This is a genomic window from Streptomyces sp. NPDC059534 (assembly GCF_042743475.1).
GTDB lineage: Bacteria > Actinomycetota > Actinomycetes > Streptomycetales > Streptomycetaceae > Streptomyces.
In genome coordinates, this window is the sequence record NZ_JBHWAQ010000017.1 from 119,097 (window position 1) to 136,310 (window position 17,214).

Genomic DNA, 17,214 nt, shown 5'->3' on the forward strand with positions numbered 1-17,214 from the left:
AACATGACGGGGACCATCACCCACGGACCGACCACCATCACGTCCGCCGAGCCGCACGCCGGACGCACATCGCCCGCGCGGGCTGCGGGACTGCTCCTCGCGCTGGTCGCCGTGCTGTACGTGATCGCTCCCGTCGTGCACGCCACCATCGCCCCGCTCGTCGAGCCCGACCTCGGCGTGAACTCGCGCCACCAGGCGGTCGCGCAGGTGGTCGGGCTCGCTCTGGCCATCGCCGTGCTCGCGGCCGCAGGCCGCGCCGGGGACCTGTGGGGCAGGCGCTCGGTCCTGACCGCGGCCCTGGCGGTGCTGTGCGCAGGGTCTCTGGTCCTCACCGCCGCCTTCGGCCCCTGGTCCTACATCCTCGGCCGCGTCATCATGGCGGCGGCCCTGGCGGCGGTCTTCGTCTCCTGTCTCGCGTTCATGGCCTCGACGTCCATGCCGGGTCGGATCCGCCAGGTCATGGGCGGGTGGCTCGCCGCCATGTCCGTCGGATTCGTCCTGGCCGTCAACCTCGTGCCCCGCGCCACGCAGCTGGCCGGCTGGCGCCTGCTCATGGCCCTGCTCGCCGTGGCGTCGCTCGCCGCACTGCTTCTCGTACGCCGCTACCTGCCCGAGGCCATCGCGCCGGATTCCGGCGCGCGGCCCGACCCGGTGCGTACCGCATGCCAGGTCGTCTGCGCCATGGCGCTGGCGACCGCGCTCCAGCTCGCCCCGCTGTGGGGCTGGCAGGACGCCTGGGTCGGCGGCCTCCTCATCGTGGCGGTCCTCGCCCTCACCGCCGCCCGCATACGCTTCCTGCGCCTCCGCCCGGGCCCCGGCCATGCGGCGCCCGTACCCGGCCTGCTCTGGGCCGCCGCCCTCGTAGCCGGTGTCGCGCTCGGCTTCACCCAGACCGTGCTCACCCTGGCCGTCCCCTCGCTCACTGCGGCGGCCGGCATCTCGCCCGCGGGCGGTGCGCTCGCCCTCTCCGCGTTCGGTGCCGGTGGCGCGGCCGGCTGCCTCGTGGCCCGCCACCGCAACGTCTCCCCGCTGGCCGGCGCCTCACTCGGACTGCCGCTCGCGGCCCTCGGCCTCCCCCTGCTGCACGTCCTGCTCAACCGCAGCAGCCACCCCATGGTCAGCGGACCGGCAGCAGTGACCCTCGTCGGTTTCGGCACCATGCTCGCCATGACCCCGCAGATGGCGCGCTTCCTCGCGGCCATCCCCCGACCCCACCTCGGCGTGAACACCGCCCTGCTGCCCGCCGCCATCCTCCTGGGCACCGCCGCCGCGCAGGCCATGCCCTATACCTCCGCGGCCGGCAGCGCTCCCCTGCCCTCGCAGGCGCGCGAACTCCTGTGGATCGGCACGATCGTGGTCGGTGTCGCCGCGCTCGCTCTCGGCCGGCCCGTCGTGGCCCTGGCCGTGGCCGCCTCGGCCGCTCTGCAGTACGTGATGGTCGACGCCGACATCAGCCCGTCGGTCAGCGTCATCGTCGCCCTCGCCGTCGGCGCGGCCGCCGGCACCGCCGCGTGGTACCGACGGGAACAGACCGAGTGCCTCACCCGCACCCGCGAGACCGCGAGCGCTCTCCAGCACGCCGTCCTGCACTCGATCCCCTCCCGGCTCGGCGCCCTCCACCTGGCCGGCCTCTATCGCCCGGCGACCCGCGGCACCGCCGTCGGAGGCGACTTCCTCGAAGCCCTCAACACCCCCTTCGGCACCCGCGTCCTCATCGGCGACGTGCGCGGCAAGGGCCTCCAGGCCGTCCAGACCGTGACGGACCTCCTCGGCTGCTTCCGCAGCCGGGCGCACGAGACCGCGGACCTCGGCGAGGTCGCCGCATGCCTCGACCGCCAGGTCCAGCGCGCCGCCCACGCCCGCGGCGACGACGAACTCTTCGCCACCGCCTTCCTCCTCCAGCAGGACCCCGACAACCACGCCCTGGACGCCATCAACTGCGGGCACCTCGCGCCCCTCGAAGTCACACCCCACCTCGCTCGTGAACTCACCGTCCCCTCCGAACTCCCCCTCGGCTTCGGCGCCCTGACAACGGCCGGGGCCATCCGCCCCCACCGGCTGGACCTCACCCCCGGCTCCACCCTCCTCACCCACACGGACGGCCTCACCGAGGCCCGGAACTCCACCGGCGAGTTCTACCCCCTCGCCCAGCGCCTCAGCAGTCCCTCCCACCACGGCCCGGACGCCCTCGTCCGCCACCTCGACGCCGACGTCCGCGACTGGACCCACCACCTCACCGACGACATCGCCGTCGTCGCCCTCGCCGTCGTGGCCGCGTAGGCGAGGAAGACCGGGAAGGCGTGTCGGCGCATCCACCATCACGCTGGGCGGCCTGCTCAAACATCTGGCGCACGTGGAGGACAGCCACTTTGCCCGGTTGTGGCTCGCGGCTCCCGTCGGCGCTGGGATTCCCGGCCGGCGTGGACAGGCGCGCAAGGTTCTTGCGTACGGCGGTCCCTCTGCAGTGGGCTGTCCCCCATGAAGAAGAGAAGTGTTGCGTCACTGACCGCGTCACTGACCGCGGCCCTGGCCGTGGCGGCCCTTCTGTCGGCGGGGATGCCGGGGCACCGTGCGGCGGCCGCCGAGTCCGGCGCCGATGGCGCCCCCTCCCGCGTGGAGCCGGGGCTCCTGCGCGGAGTGAACCTGGACACGGTGACGATTCCCGAGTTACAGGCCCACATGAAGCGCGGGAGCCTGACCTCGTCGGAGCTGACTCGGGCGTACCTCCGTCGGATCGAGGCGGTCGACCCGAGAATCAACGCGGTGCTGCGCACCAGCCCGACGGCTCTGAGTCAGGCGGTCGCAAGTGACCGCAGGCATAGGCTCGGAAGGGTCCGCGGCCCACTCGACGGGATCCCCGTCCTGCTGAAGGACAATGTGAACACCCGTGACATGCCGACGACCGCAGGGTCGCTGGCACTGGCCGGTACTCCGCCGGACACGGACGCGGAGCTCGTCGGGAGGCTGCGTGCGGCCGGGGCCGTGATCCTGGGCAAGACCAACATGTCCGAATGGGCCAACTTCCGTTCCGCGAAGCCGACATCGGGATGGTCGGCGGTCGGCGGGCAGACACGCAATCCCTACGTACTGGACCGCAACCCGTGCGGATCGTCCTCCGGTTCGGCCGCCGCGATCGCCGCGTCGTTGGCGCAGGTGGCGATCGGCACCGAGACGGACGGTTCCATCGTCTGTCCGGCGGGGATGAACGGGATCGTCGGCCACAAGCCCAGCCTCGGACTGGTCAGCCAGTCGGGCGTCGTCCCGATCTCCGCCGAGCAGGACACGGCCGGCCCCATGGCCCGCAACGTCATCGACACGGCGATCACCCTGTCGGTCCTCAGCGGCCACGACGCCGCGGGTGCCGACACCGCCTTCGACGTCGCGCAGACGCTCCCGCGCCCCGACGGCCTGCGCGGCAAGCGGATCGGCCTGTGGCGACTCCCCTCGCTCGGCGCCGAAGTCGACGCCCTGATGACCCGGACCGCGGCGCGGCTCCGTGCTGCCGGGGCCCAGGTCGTCGAGGTGACGCCGCCGTACCAGGACAGGCTCGCCGCGCTCGAATTCCCGGCCCTGCTGAGCGAGTTCCGCCGGGACATCGACGCCTACCTCGCCTCCCGGAGCGGGCCTCGCGACCTCGCCGGGCTGATCGAGTTCAACCGTACGCATACGGCCGAGCAAACCTGTTTCGCCGGCCAGGAACTGTTCGAGCAGGCCCTGGCCGCGCCGGCGACCACCGACCCGCGCTACCAGGCCATGCGCGCCGAACTGAACGACCTGTCGCGGCGGTCCATCGACGAGACCATGGCCGCCCACCACCTGGACGCCATCGCCTCCCCCGCGAACCCACCCGCCTGGACCACCGACTGCGCGCGGGGCGACAACGACGTCATCCCGTCCTCCACCCCGGCCGCCGTCGCCGGATACCCCTCGCTGTCCGTACCCGCCGGATTCGTCGGCGAACTCCCGGTCGGCCTGCTCCTGATGGCAGGTGACCATCAGGACGCCGAGCTGCTGTCGCTGGGGGCGGCGGTGGAGCAGCGGCTCGACGCCTGGCGCGCACCGCGATACCTGCACTCGGTCACACCCGACACCGCCGGCTAGCAAGAGGCGTACGAACGCGGTCGCGCGCGATGGGGAACCTCGGAGGGAGGACAGACGAAGGCCCCGGTGGTCAATGAGCGCTGCAGTGCTCTGTGATCACCGGGAGCCCGGCGTCTGCCGTGGCCTCATCGGATCGCATCCCATGGGGAGCCCCTGCGCGGGCCGTCGGGGCCGCGACCCGTCCACGGATCAGCCCAACCCTCGAAGTTGTCGCCACTCGCAGGCCAACGACTGCGTCAGCGCCGACAATTGTCCTCAGCTCGCCTTGCCGTCTTGGACTCAGTCCGTGCACGGCGTCGCGGCGGGGCGCCTGCCCGCTGTGTACGCGGCGGGCGGGACACCCATGAAGTGGCGGAACTCGGCCGTCATGTGGGACTGGTCGTAGTAGCCCGCCTTCGCGGCGATGTCCGACCATGTGGCGGCATCCGACGCGAGCACGGTACGTACGCGGTCGATGCGGGCGAACTGTTTCGGGGACAACCCGGTGCCGTCGGCGAAGAGGGTACGCAGGCGACGCTCGCTGATGTGCAAACGGGCCGCGGTGGTGGCGATACCGGCATCGGCGTCGCCCAGTAGTCGCGCCGCTTCCTCGAGCCGCCGCGGGGGCTCCGGACGGTCGGCGAGCGCCTCCAGGAGAGCGTCGACGGGGTCGTCGGCGAACTGGTCGATGTCCAGGCCCGGCAGTTCACCGATCGGCAGCGCCCGGTCGGCGAGATCCCGCAGCGGACGACCCAGCAGAGCCTGTGCCCGACCCGGACGCATGCGCACCCGCACACACGAACGGCCGGGCGTGCCGACGTGATAGGAGGCCCGGGTGCGGGGGCCCATGACGATCAACTCACGCTTGTCGCTGCGCAGAAGAAGGGTGGTGGCGTGATCCGGTACGTCGACCGCCGCGGAATCGGCCGTCGCGGCGACATCTATCCCGGACACCCAAGGCCGAAGGGCAGGCGGTACGACGAGTGCGCTCACGCCATCCACGATAGTGCCGATTCTTCCTATCCCGGGGCGTGGGGGTGATGTGATCGTCGGGACATGATCCTTGTTACCGGTGCCAGTGGCACCATCGGTAGTCACGTCGTCCGCCTGCTCGCCGAACGAGGCGTGGCGTTTCGCGCGATGTCCCGCCACGAGCGGCCCGACGGGGTGCGGGCCGACTTCGACGACCCTGAGTCGTTGGCGCGCGCGGTGGCCGACGTCGACGCGGTCTTCCTCGTGACCGTGCCGCCTGTGCCGAGCGCGGACCACGACATCGCCCTCGTGACGGCCGCCCAGGCCGCCGGCGTCCGTAAGATCGTCAAACTGTCCGCGATCGGCAGCGGGGAGCGGTTCGACGGCGCGACCGTCGGAGCATGGCACCTCGCCGCGGAGGAAGCCATCGAGGCCAGCGGGCTCGCGTGGACGATGCTCCGCCCCCCGAGCTTCGCATCGAACTTCCTGTGGCATCGGCCGCTGATCCAGGCCGGAGACCCCATCCCGAACCTGACCGGCGACTCCCGGCAGGCCATCGTCGACCCGCGGGACGTGGCCGCGGCCGCCGTCGCCGCCCTGACCGACGAGGCGCACAACGGGCGGCGGTACGACCTGACCGGGCCAGACCTGCTGACGTTCGCGGACCAGGCGACGATTCTGGAGCGCGTGCTGCAACGGCCGGTCAAGATCACCGACACGAGCACGCTCGCCTCCTTGCCGCCCGACATGACCACGGGCATCAACTGGGCGCGCGCCGGCGGCGCGGCCTACATCACCGACCACCTGCCGCGCGTGCTCGGGCGGCCTGCGGGCACGTTCGAGCAGTGGGCTCTCGACCACCGGGAGGCATTCGCCGCAACCCCGTAGCCCATCGCCGACGGCCTCTGGGTTCTCGGGTGCGGGCCCTGGGTGTGCCCCGGGGCCCGCACCGGACGCGTTGCCGCCACAGCACGTCACGGTCCTGAGATGCGGTCGGTCCTCTTCACGGCATGAAGATGCCGGCGCTGGCCGGCGCCGGCCACCGCCGGCGCTCGGCTTGTCGCTGTGCGCGGCAGATGCGGCGTCGTCGTACTGCGTGCCTGGTCGCCGAGGTGTTCCGACAGTGGCCCGCGCCCGCTTGGTCTCGCACTCAGCGCGCGTCTCCCTCCCAATCCCAGCGGTCGCATGCGCCGGCACGCGGCTTGTAGAGGGCGCGGCCGCCGGGACCGTACCGGCCGATATCGGTCGGCAGCCCGGCGCCCGTCCGGATCTCGGCCGCCGTCCAGCCGGTGATGTCGAGAAGGAGGCCGTCCAGCGGCCCTCCGACCAGCTCGGCGTAGGTGCGGCCAGGCTTCGGGCCTGGGGCGGGATCGTCGTGGTCGCTGCCATAGACACGCCCACGCATCAATTGCTCGTCTCCGTTCACTGCTCCAGCCTCCCAGCCACCACTGACAATGCCCGGGCACACAGACCTACTGCGAACCAGCGGGACGTGCACAGGTCCGTGATCCTCGATGCTCCCTTCGGCTGCCGGGCGTACCGCCGCTTGAGCTCCTCTGGATCCATGGCAGCTCCAAGTGCCGTGATCAGTGAGGGGTGGTGACTCTCGTCCGGAAAAGCGCGGTTGACCCTGGGAACACCGGCGAGTCTCCGCCGCTGAGGCCGGCAGGCGGTGTCTTGCCGCGTACGGCGAGCGTCTCGCTGCTGCCGCAGCCATTTACGCGTTGATTGGCCGTACCGACGACCCAGAGTCGTGCAGCCATTCACGCTTCCCGGTCACGGATACCGCAAATGCGTCAAGACCTGGGGCTGGACTAAGCGATGCCTGAGAGCGAAAGGAGAGGAAGCTCGGAGCGCGCCTCTGCTGCCCGTGACCTGAGCCGAGCCGGAGGTTATCCGGCCATGGATACGTACAGTGATGATCGCCGGCTGCCGCTGCTCACCCTTGTACGAGGCGATCGTCCGCACTGATGGCGTCGGGGGTGGGCGGACGCCTACATCTGCTCGAAGTGGAAGGAGCGGATGAAGCAGTCTCGCGGCTGGCCGATCGCGAACAGGACGCAGTCGAGCACGGATTCGGCGGTCAGCGGATCGTCTGAAGTCCGGGAAGCGTGATCCCAGGTGGAGTCGAGTGGGTCGCCGTCCGTGAAGTCCGGCGGGTAGAGCGAGATGACACGGATGCTCTCAGGGCGGAGCCGATGGGAGAGGACGTCGGCGAAGCCGGCCTGCGCGGCTTTGGCCGCGTAGAACGCGGGGTGCGCCTGGGAGCGGTGGTTCCGGGCTTCCGCGGCCGAGGAGACCAGGTTGACCACGTCCGCATGAGCGGAGGCGCGTAGCAGCGGGAGGAAGTGTTTGACCGTCAGCAGGGTGCCGGTGGCTCCGGAGGCGATGGTGTCGGTGATCGCGTCGTCGTCGGCGTCCCACAGATCGGGGCCGTCCAGGTAGCGGGCGCCGTTGTTGATCAGTACATCCACCCGGTCGGTGTGGGCGGTGACTCCCTCCGCGAAGGCGCGTATGGAGGCCGGGTCAGCCAGATCGCAGGCGAACGCGTCAGTTTTCGCCCCACTGTCGGTCGCCACCTCATCAGCCACTCTCTGGGCTGCAGCCAGAGAACGCGCGGACACGAACACACGCGCCCCCAACCGACCTGCCTTCAAGGCCAACGCTCGCCCGAATCCACGCCCGGCCCCGGTAACCACCACCGTGCGTCCAGTGAGATCCATTCGCACACCTCCCTCTACCTCTACCCCGTGTTGATCACCGTGAGCGTAGCCGTGCCGACCAAGCGCCCGGAGTTCGTCCGCCCTTGCATCAGGGCTGGTGGAGCAGGAGCAGTTCGCCGTCGGCCAGGCGGCGGGCGAGGGCCTGGTCTTGAGGGTGGGTAGGGGAGGTGAGGCGGAGGGACGCGCTCGCGATCGCGGAGACGGCTCGGGCGGAGAGTTCGTGGCGCTCGTCGTCACCGAGGTCAGCGTCGCGGGTGAGGGACAGCAGCACCCGGCAGTCGTCGCCGCCGGAGACTTGGACTCCCTCGATCCCTGCGTGCGTGAGCACGAGCAAAGTGGTGTCCCGCAGATGGGCGGCTTTCGTCAGGTCGATCTGGTGGGCTGCCAGGTAGATCGCGTGCGACAGCCCGGCAACGGCCGGGTCCACCGCTCCCACATCGATCCGGTAGGGGCCCATGGAGACGGTGTCGGCGGCGGGGTCGTAGGCGAAGCTCCAGAAGGCTCGTGCCACGTCGCGCTCCGTGTCACCGGCCTTGATGCGCTTCCTCTGGGGACCGAGACCCACGCCCCGGGACCAGTCCTCGAAGTGGGTCAGGCCGTCTCGCATGTCCTTGATGCCGGGCAGGGCCGCCTCGAATCGCTCCCGGGCGCGGGCAAGATCCTGGCTGACCACCGGGTTCATGGTCAGCTGGGCCAAGGCGATCTGTTGCAGCTTCTCCGCCATCAGGAGTTGTCGCAGGGCAATGCACAGCTGCCGCGCGTCGATCTGCCGGGTGTCGAACCAACCAGCTGTCTCACCGCCGCTCCGCATGCGGCTGACCGCCAGAACGGCGGTGTTCTTCCACCACTGTGCCTCGGATACGGCAATGGCATGGGGATGGTCCGCAGGTGACCAGTCATCGACCACGGTGTCGCTCATGGCAGGCATCTTCGCCGCTCGGGCGGCCGGTGCGCTGAGGATTTCCGTGATGCCCCAGGTGCGCTGCGCCGCCTGGGCGGCGCACCTGACTCCGGCTCAAACCGGGTCGATGAAACGGCGGTGCGACGGCGGCCTGATGGTTGTGGATGTCGATGTCACCGGTGGCGGCCATTCCAGCTGTTCTTGCGTACCGGCCGGCGCTTCCGCTGCACCCGGTAAGGGTGACCGGAGCACCGCCGTCAGTCCCGGCGGCTGTACGCCGCGGCCACCTCCGCCAGTCCCTCCAGGGCGCCGTCCTCGCCACTGCCCTCGCCTAGGACCAGCGCGGGTATGTCTTCCTCGGCACAGTCACTGCCGCAGCCGTCGTCACCTGGTTCCGATCATGACCAGCGTTAGCGGCCTGGAAATCGGGACACACCGACCAGGACGGTTCCAGCGAGGAAGAGCCCAGCGCCCACTGCCATGAGTGAAAGGAGCACGTCCCCTGACGGGGTGAAGGCGAAGACACTGAAGAAACAGCAGAGACCGCTCCCCGTCAGCACCTGACCGAGCCCATGAGGCACAGGACGCAGGACCCGGGCTCGCTCCCAGGGATGGATCCACCCAGTGAGAAGCTCGACCGCCCCACTTATCGCTACAGCCAGAGCAAACGCGATGAACGCCCCCGGCCCCACATACTGCATCCCGCCTCCCGGCGGCCATCGTGGCACACCAGCACGCCAGGGCAGGAGTCCTGCCGCCGCAGAAGGGGTGAAGCGGTGATCTGCTCGGGCCGGCACATCGGCGGCCGTGTAGGCGGCGAGGCGGTGATGGCCGTCCGGTACCGCGCCGACCAGCCATCGTTCCTCGTGCTGGGCTTGCACGTACCGGTCGTCGATCCAGCCGAGTACGACGGCGGCGGGACGCTCCCCCGCGGCGATGGCGGCCGCGTGGCGGGCGACGGTCGTCGGGCCAGTCCAGCAACGTTGAAGGCCGCCGCGCTGCCGCCATGCAAGGCATCGCCGGTGCCTGCGGTGAAGGCCGCCGAAAGGGGCACGTATCGCGAGGGGCACCTACTTGGTGCGGGTCGCCTCCTTGGTGCGGGCCGCGTCCTCGGCCGTTCTGATGCCGAGGTCCACCGGCTGCCCAGACGAGGCCCACCGGGGCGTGCCTCTGCCTCCCCCGCCTACCGCGAATCGTTGGCCAAGACCCGCCCGTCCGTGATCGCACCCTCTTGATCAGCCGAGTCCCGGCAAGAGAGGCTGCGTCAGGCACGCACCAGCGGGGCGGGGCCAGGTACGACGCAAGGAAGACATGAACGAGGACTACGGCTACCCGCCGCCCATGGGGCACCCGACCCGCCCGCAGCAGCGGGTGACCTTCCGGCCTCTCCGTAACGGCCTCGACTACCTGGACGACGTCGTCGACCGGCTGACGCCGCCGGCCGACGGGGGACCGATTGCGGACCGGAATTTGAAGTACGCCATTCTCCACCTGCAGGCGGGGGTCGAGGTCCTTCTGAAGGCCCGGCTCGAGCGGGAGCACTGGACTCTGGTGGTGCTGGACGCGTTGCCCAAGAAGCAGGGTTCGCTGGGTGTAACCCGCACGCAGTTCGAGGGTGGCAGGTTCAAGACAATCGGTCTGCCGGAGACACTCGACCGCCTGAAGCAGGTGGCGGACATCGACCTCGAGGGACACCGGCAAGCCCTGGTGGAGCTCAGCGAGACGCGCAACGCGCTGCAGCACTACGGGCTGGATCAGACGGCGGAGGCCATCCAGGGCCAGGCTGCTCAGGTCCTCGGATTCCTGCTGTGGTTCATCAACGAGCACCTTCACGACGACCTCGACGCGGAGGATCGCCGCACCGTCGCGTCGGTCCGCAGCCGCCTCAGCGCCCTCACCGTTTTCGTGGCGAAGAGAATGGCCGCACTCGCCGGTGAACTCGGACCGCTCGCCTCCTCGATCGTCTCCTGCCCCAACTGTCAGCAACCGGCTCTCGTCACCGGCAGGTCTCAGATCACCTGCCGTTTCTGTTTCGCGCCCTGGGGCGAGCCGGAGCATGCCGCGTTGCGCTACGTCGCCAGGCAGTCGGCGGGGAGCGGTCTCGTCGGTCCGACCCTGTGCCCGCGCTGCGGCTTCGACGCCGTGGTGCTCGACATCGCGACCGCGGCCGAACCCGACGGCAGGTCGGCCCTGTGCTTCGGGTGCGGCTGCGGCATCGACGTCTCGGAGTGCGCCGGCGGGTGCGGCAAGCGGCTGCTGTTCATCGCGGAGGCGGAAGCGGGCACCCGCTGTTCCGCATGTCCTCCGTCCGTGGAAACCGTGGCGGTGGAGCACGCGGCTGAGGGCTGAGCACATCGAGAAGGTCCCGGTTTCAGCTCTTCGCTCGCGCCGCGATGCCGTCCAGGACTCGGTCGAGCCCCCACGCGTACTGCTCGTCGGAGACGAACTGCGCGATCACGTCAGCCGCCTCGGCTGTACGCGGGTAGCGGTCGGCGGGGATGGCGCGGAGGTGGTCGCGGCGGGTCGCGATGCGCTCGGTGATCGGTGGGGCCGGTGCGGGTGAGGGGAGTTCGGCGGCTTCGAGGGCGATCGCTCCGAGGACCTGGACGATGAGCAGGTAGGAGGCGCGGGCGGCCTCCGTCGGATCGAGGCCGGCGTCCGCGAGGACCGCGAGGAGGGCTTCGCCGAGCGCGAGGGCGTGGGGGCCGTCCATCGGGCCGGAGAGGAGCAGGTGGACCGCTCCCGGGTGGGCGAGCAGGCGGCGGCGCAGGTCGGTGGCGAGCGTGTGGACGCGGTCCCGCCAGGGTGTGTCGGGGGCGGTGAGGGCGGCGAGGTCGGTCTCGCCGAGCAGGTGCTCGACGACCGCGCCGACCACCGCGGCACGGTCGGGGAAGTAGGTGTAGACGGCGTTCGGCGCGAGTCCCAGCTCGGCGGCGATCCCCCGGATGCTCACCGCGTCGGCGCCGCGGGCGCCGAGCAGCCGCATGGCCGCCGCGACGACCTCGTCCTCGCCGACCGCCCGCTTCCGGCCGCGCTTCGCCGGCGGCGTGTCCTGTGCCATCCGTGGGACTCCTCATCTGTACTGGCTCGTACCTTGACTACTCATTTTTGCACGGCGTACATTAATTGCACAGCGTACAGAAATTGGAGGTGGTCCCCATGCGTGCCCCCAACAGCGGCCCTGAACGCCCCGCCCTGCGTGTCTGGATCCGGTGGACGGCCGGTTTCCTGGCGTTCCCGCTCGCCGGGCTCGCCGGCCGCGCGGCGGCAGGTCCTGTCGATGACGCGATGAGCGCCCTAGTGGGCGGGGTCGTGACGGGGGCCGTGATCGGCGCCGGGCAGGCACTCGTCTCCTCCGGCCGGCTGAACCCGGCGCGCTGGTCGGCGGCCACCGCGGTCGGCGGCGGACTCGGGCTCCTGCTCGGTGCGGCCCTGGTCGACTACCGGACGGATCTCGGGTCGCTGGCGCTGATGGGTGCTGTCGAGGGCGTCCTGCTCGGCGTGGCCCAGGCATGCGCCCTGCCGCGCGCCGCCCGACTGCCCTGGCTCTGGGCCCTGGCGATGCCGGCCCTGTGGGCGGCGGGCTGGACGGTGACCACCCTCACCGGAGTCGGGGTGGACGCGCGGTACACCGTCTTCGGCGCCACCGGCGCTCTCACCTTCTCCGCCCTCTCCGGCGTCTTGTTCCACTGGATCCTGCCCGTCAGCACCACCGACCGGACCACCGGCTCGGACTCTCTCCGCGAGGTCGACGCATGAAGCACACCACCACCCCCCGTCACGTGATCTTCGGCTCCGGCGCCGTGGGCACCGCCGTCGCCGAGGCGTTGGTACGCCGAGGAGAATCCGTCCGGGTCGTCAACCGGTCCGGTCGCGCGGACGTCCCCGACGGTGTCGAGGTGGCGGCCGGCGACGCGGCCGATCCCGCGTTCACCACCGCCGTCGCGGCCGGCGCCGCAGTCGTCTACCAGGCGCTCAACCCGCCGTACCACCGCTGGCAGCAGGAGTTCCCCGCGCTCCAGACCGGCGTGCTCGCCGCGGCCGAGGCCGCAGGTGCCCGCATGGTCTCGATGGACAACGTCTACAGCTACGGAGCGCCCGCGGGCCGCCCGTTCACCGAGGAGACCCCCGACGCCGCGACCACCCGGAAGGGGCGGCTCCGCGGCCGGATGGCCCAGGACCTGCTCGCCGCGCACAAGGCCGGACGCGTGGAGGTGGCGATCGGCCGCGCCTCCGACTACTTCGGGCCACGCGGCGGCGCCCAGTCCAACCTCGGCGACCTGGTCTTTCCGGCCCTTCTGGCCGGCCGTACCGCCACCGTCCTGGGCGATCCGGACCAGCCGCACACGTACACCTTCATCCCCGACATCGGGGAGGCGCTCGCCCTCCTCGGCCGCCATCCCGACGCCCCGGGCCGCGTCTGGCACCTCCCCAACGACCCGCACACCCGCACCACCCGCGAACTCGTCGACCTGGCCCACCGCGCCACCGGCCGTCCCGGAGCCGCCCGGCTGCGCCGAATGCCGACGTTCGCCCTGTATGCGATGGGCGCGTTCAACCGCACGGTGCGCGAACTCATCGAGATGCAGTACGAGTTCGCCGAGCCGTTCATCGTGGACTCGACTCTCATCCGGGACCGGCTGGGCGCCGTCGCCACCCCCGTCGAGGAGGCGCTGGAGCGGACGGTCGCGGTGTACCGCACCCTCGGAAAGTGAGCCCCAGGGAGAGCGGGCCCGCCCCGCACGCTTCCTCCCCTCGGTGTACGCCATCCTCCGGGGCCCATCTCCGGCGTAGCCCGCCGGGAAGTCCCCCACCGGGCAGATCCCGAGCGGCAGGCGAACGTCAGGATGTAGCCACCGAGGTCACAGCACGTGGTGTGGATCTTCTACGCTTGCGGGATCGACGGCCTGCGGGGCCGGCCGAGCTGCATCGCGGCCGCCGTACGGGACGTCCGACCGAGTGCCCGGCGAGGGGAGCGGCGTCACGGCGTCCCCCTTCGCAGCCGTTCGAAAGGGATCCTCATGAATCTGCCCGCGACAGGCAGGCGCGTCCTCGTCAGTGGCGCGTCGCGCGGCCTCGGGCGCGCGGTGGCCCAGGCGTTCGCCGCCAACGGCGACCGGGTCGCGGTCCACTTCGGCTCACGCACCGAGGACGCGCGCGTGACCTTGGGCTCCCTGACCGGCACGGGTCATGTCCTGGTCGGAGGCGACCTCGCGAACCCGGCGGCGGCGTCTGCCGTGGTGGACATGGCGGCGGAGGGGCTCGGCGGGATCGACGTACTGGTGAACAACGCGGCGGTGAACGTCCGCCATCCTCTGGCGGAGACCCCGTACGAGGAGTGGGTGGCGGTGTGGCAGCAGCACGTGGCGGTGAATCTGCTCGCCACGGCGAACCTGAGCCACCTCGCCGGCCGGATCATGATCGAGCAGCGCACCGGGGGCCGGATCGTGAACATCGGCTCCCGGGGCGCCTTCCGGGGCGAGCCCGACCACCCGGCGTACGGGGCGACGAAGGCCGCCGTGCACTCGCTGGGCCAGTCGCTCGCGGTCTCCCTCGCCCCCTACGGGATCGCCGTCGCCTCGGTCGCCCCGGGCTTCTTCGCGACCGAGCGCGTCGCCCCGCGCCTGGAGGGACCCGAGGGCACGTCCATCCGGGAGCAGAGCCCGTTCGGCCGGGTGGGCTCGGCCGAGGAGATCGCGGCGGCCGTCCTCTGGCTCGCCTCCCCCGCCGCCGAATGGTCCTCCGGCACGATCCTCGACCTCAACGGAGCTTCTCATCTGCGGAGTTGACGACCGCGTACGAGGGTGAACTTTCCGACTCCTTGGCATCCGGGCGCGGGCCCGCGAAGCCCACGAAGCCCGCGAAGGAAATCGTTTGGCGGACCATGGCGCCCGCTGCTACGTTTCCGGAGGCCGTGCGAGAGAACGAGGAGGTGGTACCCGTGAACGCAGTGACGACATGGGTGCTCCCCTCCGGGGTCACGGTCGGGCGATAGGTCGTCCGGGAGCGCCGTTCCAGAGCACTCCCGAAAGGCACGACCGTGCACTTCACTTCTGAACAGCGTCTCGACGACAGGGCCCTCGAGCGCGAATTCACCCTCGACGAGATCCCCGGCATCCTGTGGACGCCCGTCTCCGCATCCGCACCGACGCCGCTGATCCTGATCAGCCCGCCCCCGCTCGGCCTGCGCAGGATGTACCCCCGGCTGGTGGGGCGGGCCAAGTACTACGCGGCGGAGTACGGCTTCGCCGCGGCCACCATCGAGCTCCCCGGAAGCGGAGAACGGCCCCGCGGGGCCGCCGCCGAGCAGGCCCGCGCCGACCTGCGCCGCGCGATGGAGGCCGGTGGACGGGTCGGCGACGACATCGTCGACGCCCTCGTCCTCCCGCTGGTCGAGAAGTCGGTGCCGGAATGGCAGACGGCCCTGGACGCCCTCCTGTCGCTGCCCGAGGTCGACGGCCCGGTCGGGTACGAGGGAGGGATCATCTCCATCGGCGTCCGCCTCGCGAGGGTCGAGCCGCGCGTCGTGGCCGCCGGTCTCTTCGCCGGGAGTCTCGTGCCCGCCGCCATGTTCGAGGAGGCCCGGCAGGTCACCATTCCTCTGCACGTCCTGTTGCAGTGGGACGACGAAGGGAACGACCGGCAGGCGGCCCTCGACCTGTTCGACGCCTTCGGCTCCAAGGAGAAGACCCTGCACGCCAATCTCGGCGGGCACGCCGGCGTCCCGCAGTACGAGCTCGACGCCGGGGCCCGGTTCTTCGCCCGGCACCTGCGGTAAGGCCGGTCCGTCAGGCCGGCAGGAGACGGTAGGCAGTAAGCCGTGTGGGCCGGGACGCTGCTCGTCGAGGGCACGTCCCGGCTCCCGGCGGTGCGGGCCCCTCCGACCCGGCCGGGGCCAGGGCCAGGCCGGGGCCAGGGCCCGGCCGGGTCGGTGGCGGGTCAGGCGAGACCGTCCCAGCCCCAGCGTGGGGTGGGGCCGGGCTCGCCGAGGTCGGTGCCCGGGGCCGAGGCCGAGACGTCCTTGGCGATCCGCGTGCCCCAGTCGAAGTACTCCACCACCCGGCGACGCAGGAGGGCGTCGTCCGGCAGCTCCTTGTCCACGGCGGCCGTCATCAGCTCCATCCAGCGCAGCCGCTGTTCCTCTGTGATGCCCAGCCCGAGATGGGCGCGGAGGAGGGCCTGGTGCCCGCCGTGTTCCGCGGTGAACCCGGCCGGTCCGGAGAAGACCTCCGCCAGCCACACGGCCACGTGTTCCACGTGCGTGGCCGTGAAGTCGGCGAAGACGGGTGCGAGGAGGGGGTCGGCCAGGACCGCCTCGTAGAACGTCTCGGAGAGCCGGCGCAGCGCGTCGGCGCCGCCCACCGCCTCGTACAGGGTGTCGGTGTGCTCGGCGCTCATGGATGGCCTCCGGAATCCGGGATGTGTCCTGCCAGCTTTCACGCAACATGGCGCGAATCCAAGGATGTTCGCTCTCGGCGGGGCGGGTCGCCGCGGGCGGGAGCCAGACCCGATCCGTCCGGTGCCACGGGTGAAGGACGGTGTGCACTCACGCCGACTCGGCCGCCGTGTCCTGCCATCGGCTCCGGCGGCGACCGGCAGCTCGCCTGGCGCCGCCGAACCGGCCCGCATATGCCAGCGGCCGGTTCGTGCACACCTCTGGCGTAGCCGTGCGGAGCGATGGCAGGGTGAGCGGCATGCGGCTCCCCGCCCCACCCCCGCGGGACAGCCCGCCGGCCCTGCCCTCCCGCGCCCGCGAGGGCGGGGCCGCGCCCGCCTCCCGGCTCCCCACGGGAGGCTTCAGGCGCGCCCGAGAGTTCGCCGGGGGCGGCCCCTGCGGGCCCTCGTCATGACCCGTCCTCAATCGCGCAGCGACAGACGGCAGCGACCCGCGTCCCCCACCGCTTCGGCGACACGGGCGACCAGGTCGTCCCACGGACGCGGGGCGACGACCGGCACGCCGGCCGACCGCGCCCGCTCGGCGAGCCGGCGGCCGTACAGCACGCTGACACGTGCGCGGTGGGGCTGCGGTCCGGCCTCCGGCTCCCGGCGCAGGTAGTTGGCCGCCACCTGTGCCTCGTCGTCCTCGTGGAGGAAGACGGAACGGACCAAGCCCCCGGGCGTCGTCGGTACGGGCAGGACGTAGTCCCCTTCCAGGATCACCGGAGTGTCGGTGTCCACGTGGTTGGCCACCACCGCCTCGATCGCCGGCGCCAGCGACCGGGCGATCGCGATCTGCCGCTCGACGACCGACTCGGGCGCCTGGCGGGCGGCCTCCGGGTGAGTGCGCCAGATGTGGACCTCCGGCAGGTGCTCGGGTCGTGTCACCGCGAGGAGGGCCTCCACGATGTCGTCGACCTCCACGACGGGGACGTCGTACCGCCGTGCCAGTGCCCGGGCGACGCCCGTCTTCCCCATGCCCGACGCACCCCCGACGACGAGCACCCGCCAGTCGGGAAGACCCCGCGTCCCATCCGTACCGATCACACGGGCAGAGTAACGCGGGCGGGTGATCCCGAGAGGGACAGCGATGCCCCTGGG

General features: G+C 71.4%; 15 protein-coding genes. 8 read left to right on the forward strand and 7 right to left on the reverse strand.

Features of this window, described 5'->3' with window-relative positions:
- The first annotated feature begins 3 nt into the window (after positions 1-3).
- Together ACFVZH_RS21180 and ACFVZH_RS21185 are read left to right on the forward strand one after the other, a co-directional pair.
- Entirely contained in the window at positions 4-2,280 is a 2,277-nt protein-coding gene (locus tag ACFVZH_RS21180; RefSeq protein WP_384899069.1) for an MFS transporter, read from the forward strand.
- A 198-nt stretch (positions 2,281-2,478) separates the two neighbouring features.
- Positions 2,479-4,101 carry an amidase gene (locus ACFVZH_RS21185; protein WP_384899071.1) on the forward strand — a complete coding sequence of 541 codons (1,623 nt, stop codon included), beginning with the start codon at positions 2,479-2,481 and terminating at the stop codon, positions 4,099-4,101.
- Between the two features lie 279 nt (positions 4,102-4,380).
- On the opposite strand, the gene ACFVZH_RS21190 is transcribed toward ACFVZH_RS21185, so the two are convergent.
- Positions 4,381-5,073 carry a helix-turn-helix domain-containing protein gene (locus ACFVZH_RS21190; RefSeq protein WP_384899073.1) on the reverse strand — a complete coding sequence of 231 codons (693 nt, stop codon included), beginning with the start codon at positions 5,071-5,073 and terminating at the stop codon, positions 4,381-4,383.
- Between the two features lie 63 nt (positions 5,074-5,136).
- On the opposite strand from ACFVZH_RS21190, the gene ACFVZH_RS21195 reads away from it, so the two are divergent.
- Positions 5,137-5,940 (forward strand): NAD(P)H-binding protein, encoded by an 804-nt coding sequence (locus ACFVZH_RS21195; protein ID WP_384899075.1) that lies wholly within the window; start codon positions 5,137-5,139, stop codon positions 5,938-5,940.
- 262 nt (positions 5,941-6,202) lie between these two features.
- Here the strand turns inward: ACFVZH_RS21195 and ACFVZH_RS21200 are convergent, their stop codons facing one another.
- The 3 genes from ACFVZH_RS21200 to ACFVZH_RS21210 all read right to left on the reverse strand — a co-directional run bounded on the left by ACFVZH_RS21200 (position 6,203) and on the right by ACFVZH_RS21210 (position 8,694).
- Positions 6,203-6,457 carry a hypothetical protein gene (locus ACFVZH_RS21200; protein WP_384899168.1) on the reverse strand — a complete coding sequence of 85 codons (255 nt, stop codon included), beginning with the start codon at positions 6,455-6,457 and terminating at the stop codon, positions 6,203-6,205.
- 589 nt (positions 6,458-7,046) lie between these two features.
- Positions 7,047-7,775, reverse strand: a complete 729-nt coding sequence (locus ACFVZH_RS21205) for an SDR family oxidoreductase (protein WP_384899077.1) — start codon at positions 7,773-7,775, stop codon at positions 7,047-7,049.
- An 88-nt stretch (positions 7,776-7,863) separates the two neighbouring features.
- Positions 7,864-8,694 (reverse strand): hypothetical protein, encoded by an 831-nt coding sequence (locus tag ACFVZH_RS21210; protein WP_384899078.1) that lies wholly within the window; start codon positions 8,692-8,694, stop codon positions 7,864-7,866.
- 1,293 nt (positions 8,695-9,987) lie between these two features.
- Between ACFVZH_RS21210 and ACFVZH_RS21215 the strand changes: the two genes are divergently transcribed.
- Positions 9,988-11,025 (forward strand): hypothetical protein, encoded by a 1,038-nt coding sequence (locus ACFVZH_RS21215; protein WP_384899080.1) that lies wholly within the window; start codon positions 9,988-9,990, stop codon positions 11,023-11,025.
- 22 nt (positions 11,026-11,047) lie between these two features.
- Here the strand turns inward: ACFVZH_RS21215 and ACFVZH_RS21220 are convergent, their stop codons facing one another.
- The gene (locus ACFVZH_RS21220; protein WP_384899082.1) at positions 11,048-11,737 is read right to left on the reverse strand and encodes a TetR/AcrR family transcriptional regulator; all 690 of its coding nucleotides are present in this window, start codon (positions 11,735-11,737) and stop codon (positions 11,048-11,050) included.
- Positions 11,738-11,835: 98 nt separating this feature from the next.
- Between ACFVZH_RS21220 and ACFVZH_RS21225 the strand changes: the two genes are divergently transcribed.
- The 4 genes from ACFVZH_RS21225 (at position 11,836) to ACFVZH_RS21240 (ending at position 15,454) form a co-directional block, all read left to right on the forward strand.
- Complete coding sequence (locus ACFVZH_RS21225; RefSeq protein WP_384899084.1) at positions 11,836-12,435, forward strand: hypothetical protein; 600 nt, start codon at positions 11,836-11,838, stop codon at positions 12,433-12,435.
- Positions 12,432-13,391: an NAD-dependent epimerase/dehydratase family protein gene (locus tag ACFVZH_RS21230; RefSeq protein WP_384899086.1), complete on the forward strand. Its 960-nt coding sequence runs from the start codon at positions 12,432-12,434 to the stop codon at positions 13,389-13,391. Before ACFVZH_RS21225 ends, ACFVZH_RS21230 begins: the two co-directional genes overlap by 4 nt.
- A 306-nt stretch (positions 13,392-13,697) precedes the next feature.
- A complete protein-coding gene (locus ACFVZH_RS21235) occupies positions 13,698-14,465 on the forward strand; it encodes an SDR family NAD(P)-dependent oxidoreductase (protein ID WP_384899087.1) in 768 nt (255 codons plus the stop codon).
- Positions 14,466-14,716: 251 nt separating this feature from the next.
- Positions 14,717-15,454, forward strand: coding sequence for an alpha/beta hydrolase (locus tag ACFVZH_RS21240; RefSeq protein ID WP_384899089.1), 738 nt, complete (start codon positions 14,717-14,719; stop codon positions 15,452-15,454).
- A gap of 161 nt (positions 15,455-15,615) precedes the next feature.
- Here the strand turns inward: ACFVZH_RS21240 and ACFVZH_RS21245 are convergent, their stop codons facing one another.
- Together ACFVZH_RS21245 and ACFVZH_RS21250 are read right to left on the reverse strand one after the other, a co-directional pair.
- On the reverse strand, positions 15,616-16,074 hold the full coding sequence (locus ACFVZH_RS21245; RefSeq protein WP_384899091.1) for a group II truncated hemoglobin: 459 nt from the start codon (positions 16,072-16,074) through the stop codon (positions 15,616-15,618).
- Positions 16,075-16,533: 459 nt separating this feature from the next.
- The gene (locus ACFVZH_RS21250) at positions 16,534-17,160 is read right to left on the reverse strand and encodes a hypothetical protein (RefSeq protein WP_384899093.1); all 627 of its coding nucleotides are present in this window, start codon (positions 17,158-17,160) and stop codon (positions 16,534-16,536) included.
- Positions 17,161-17,214 lie beyond the last annotated feature (54 nt).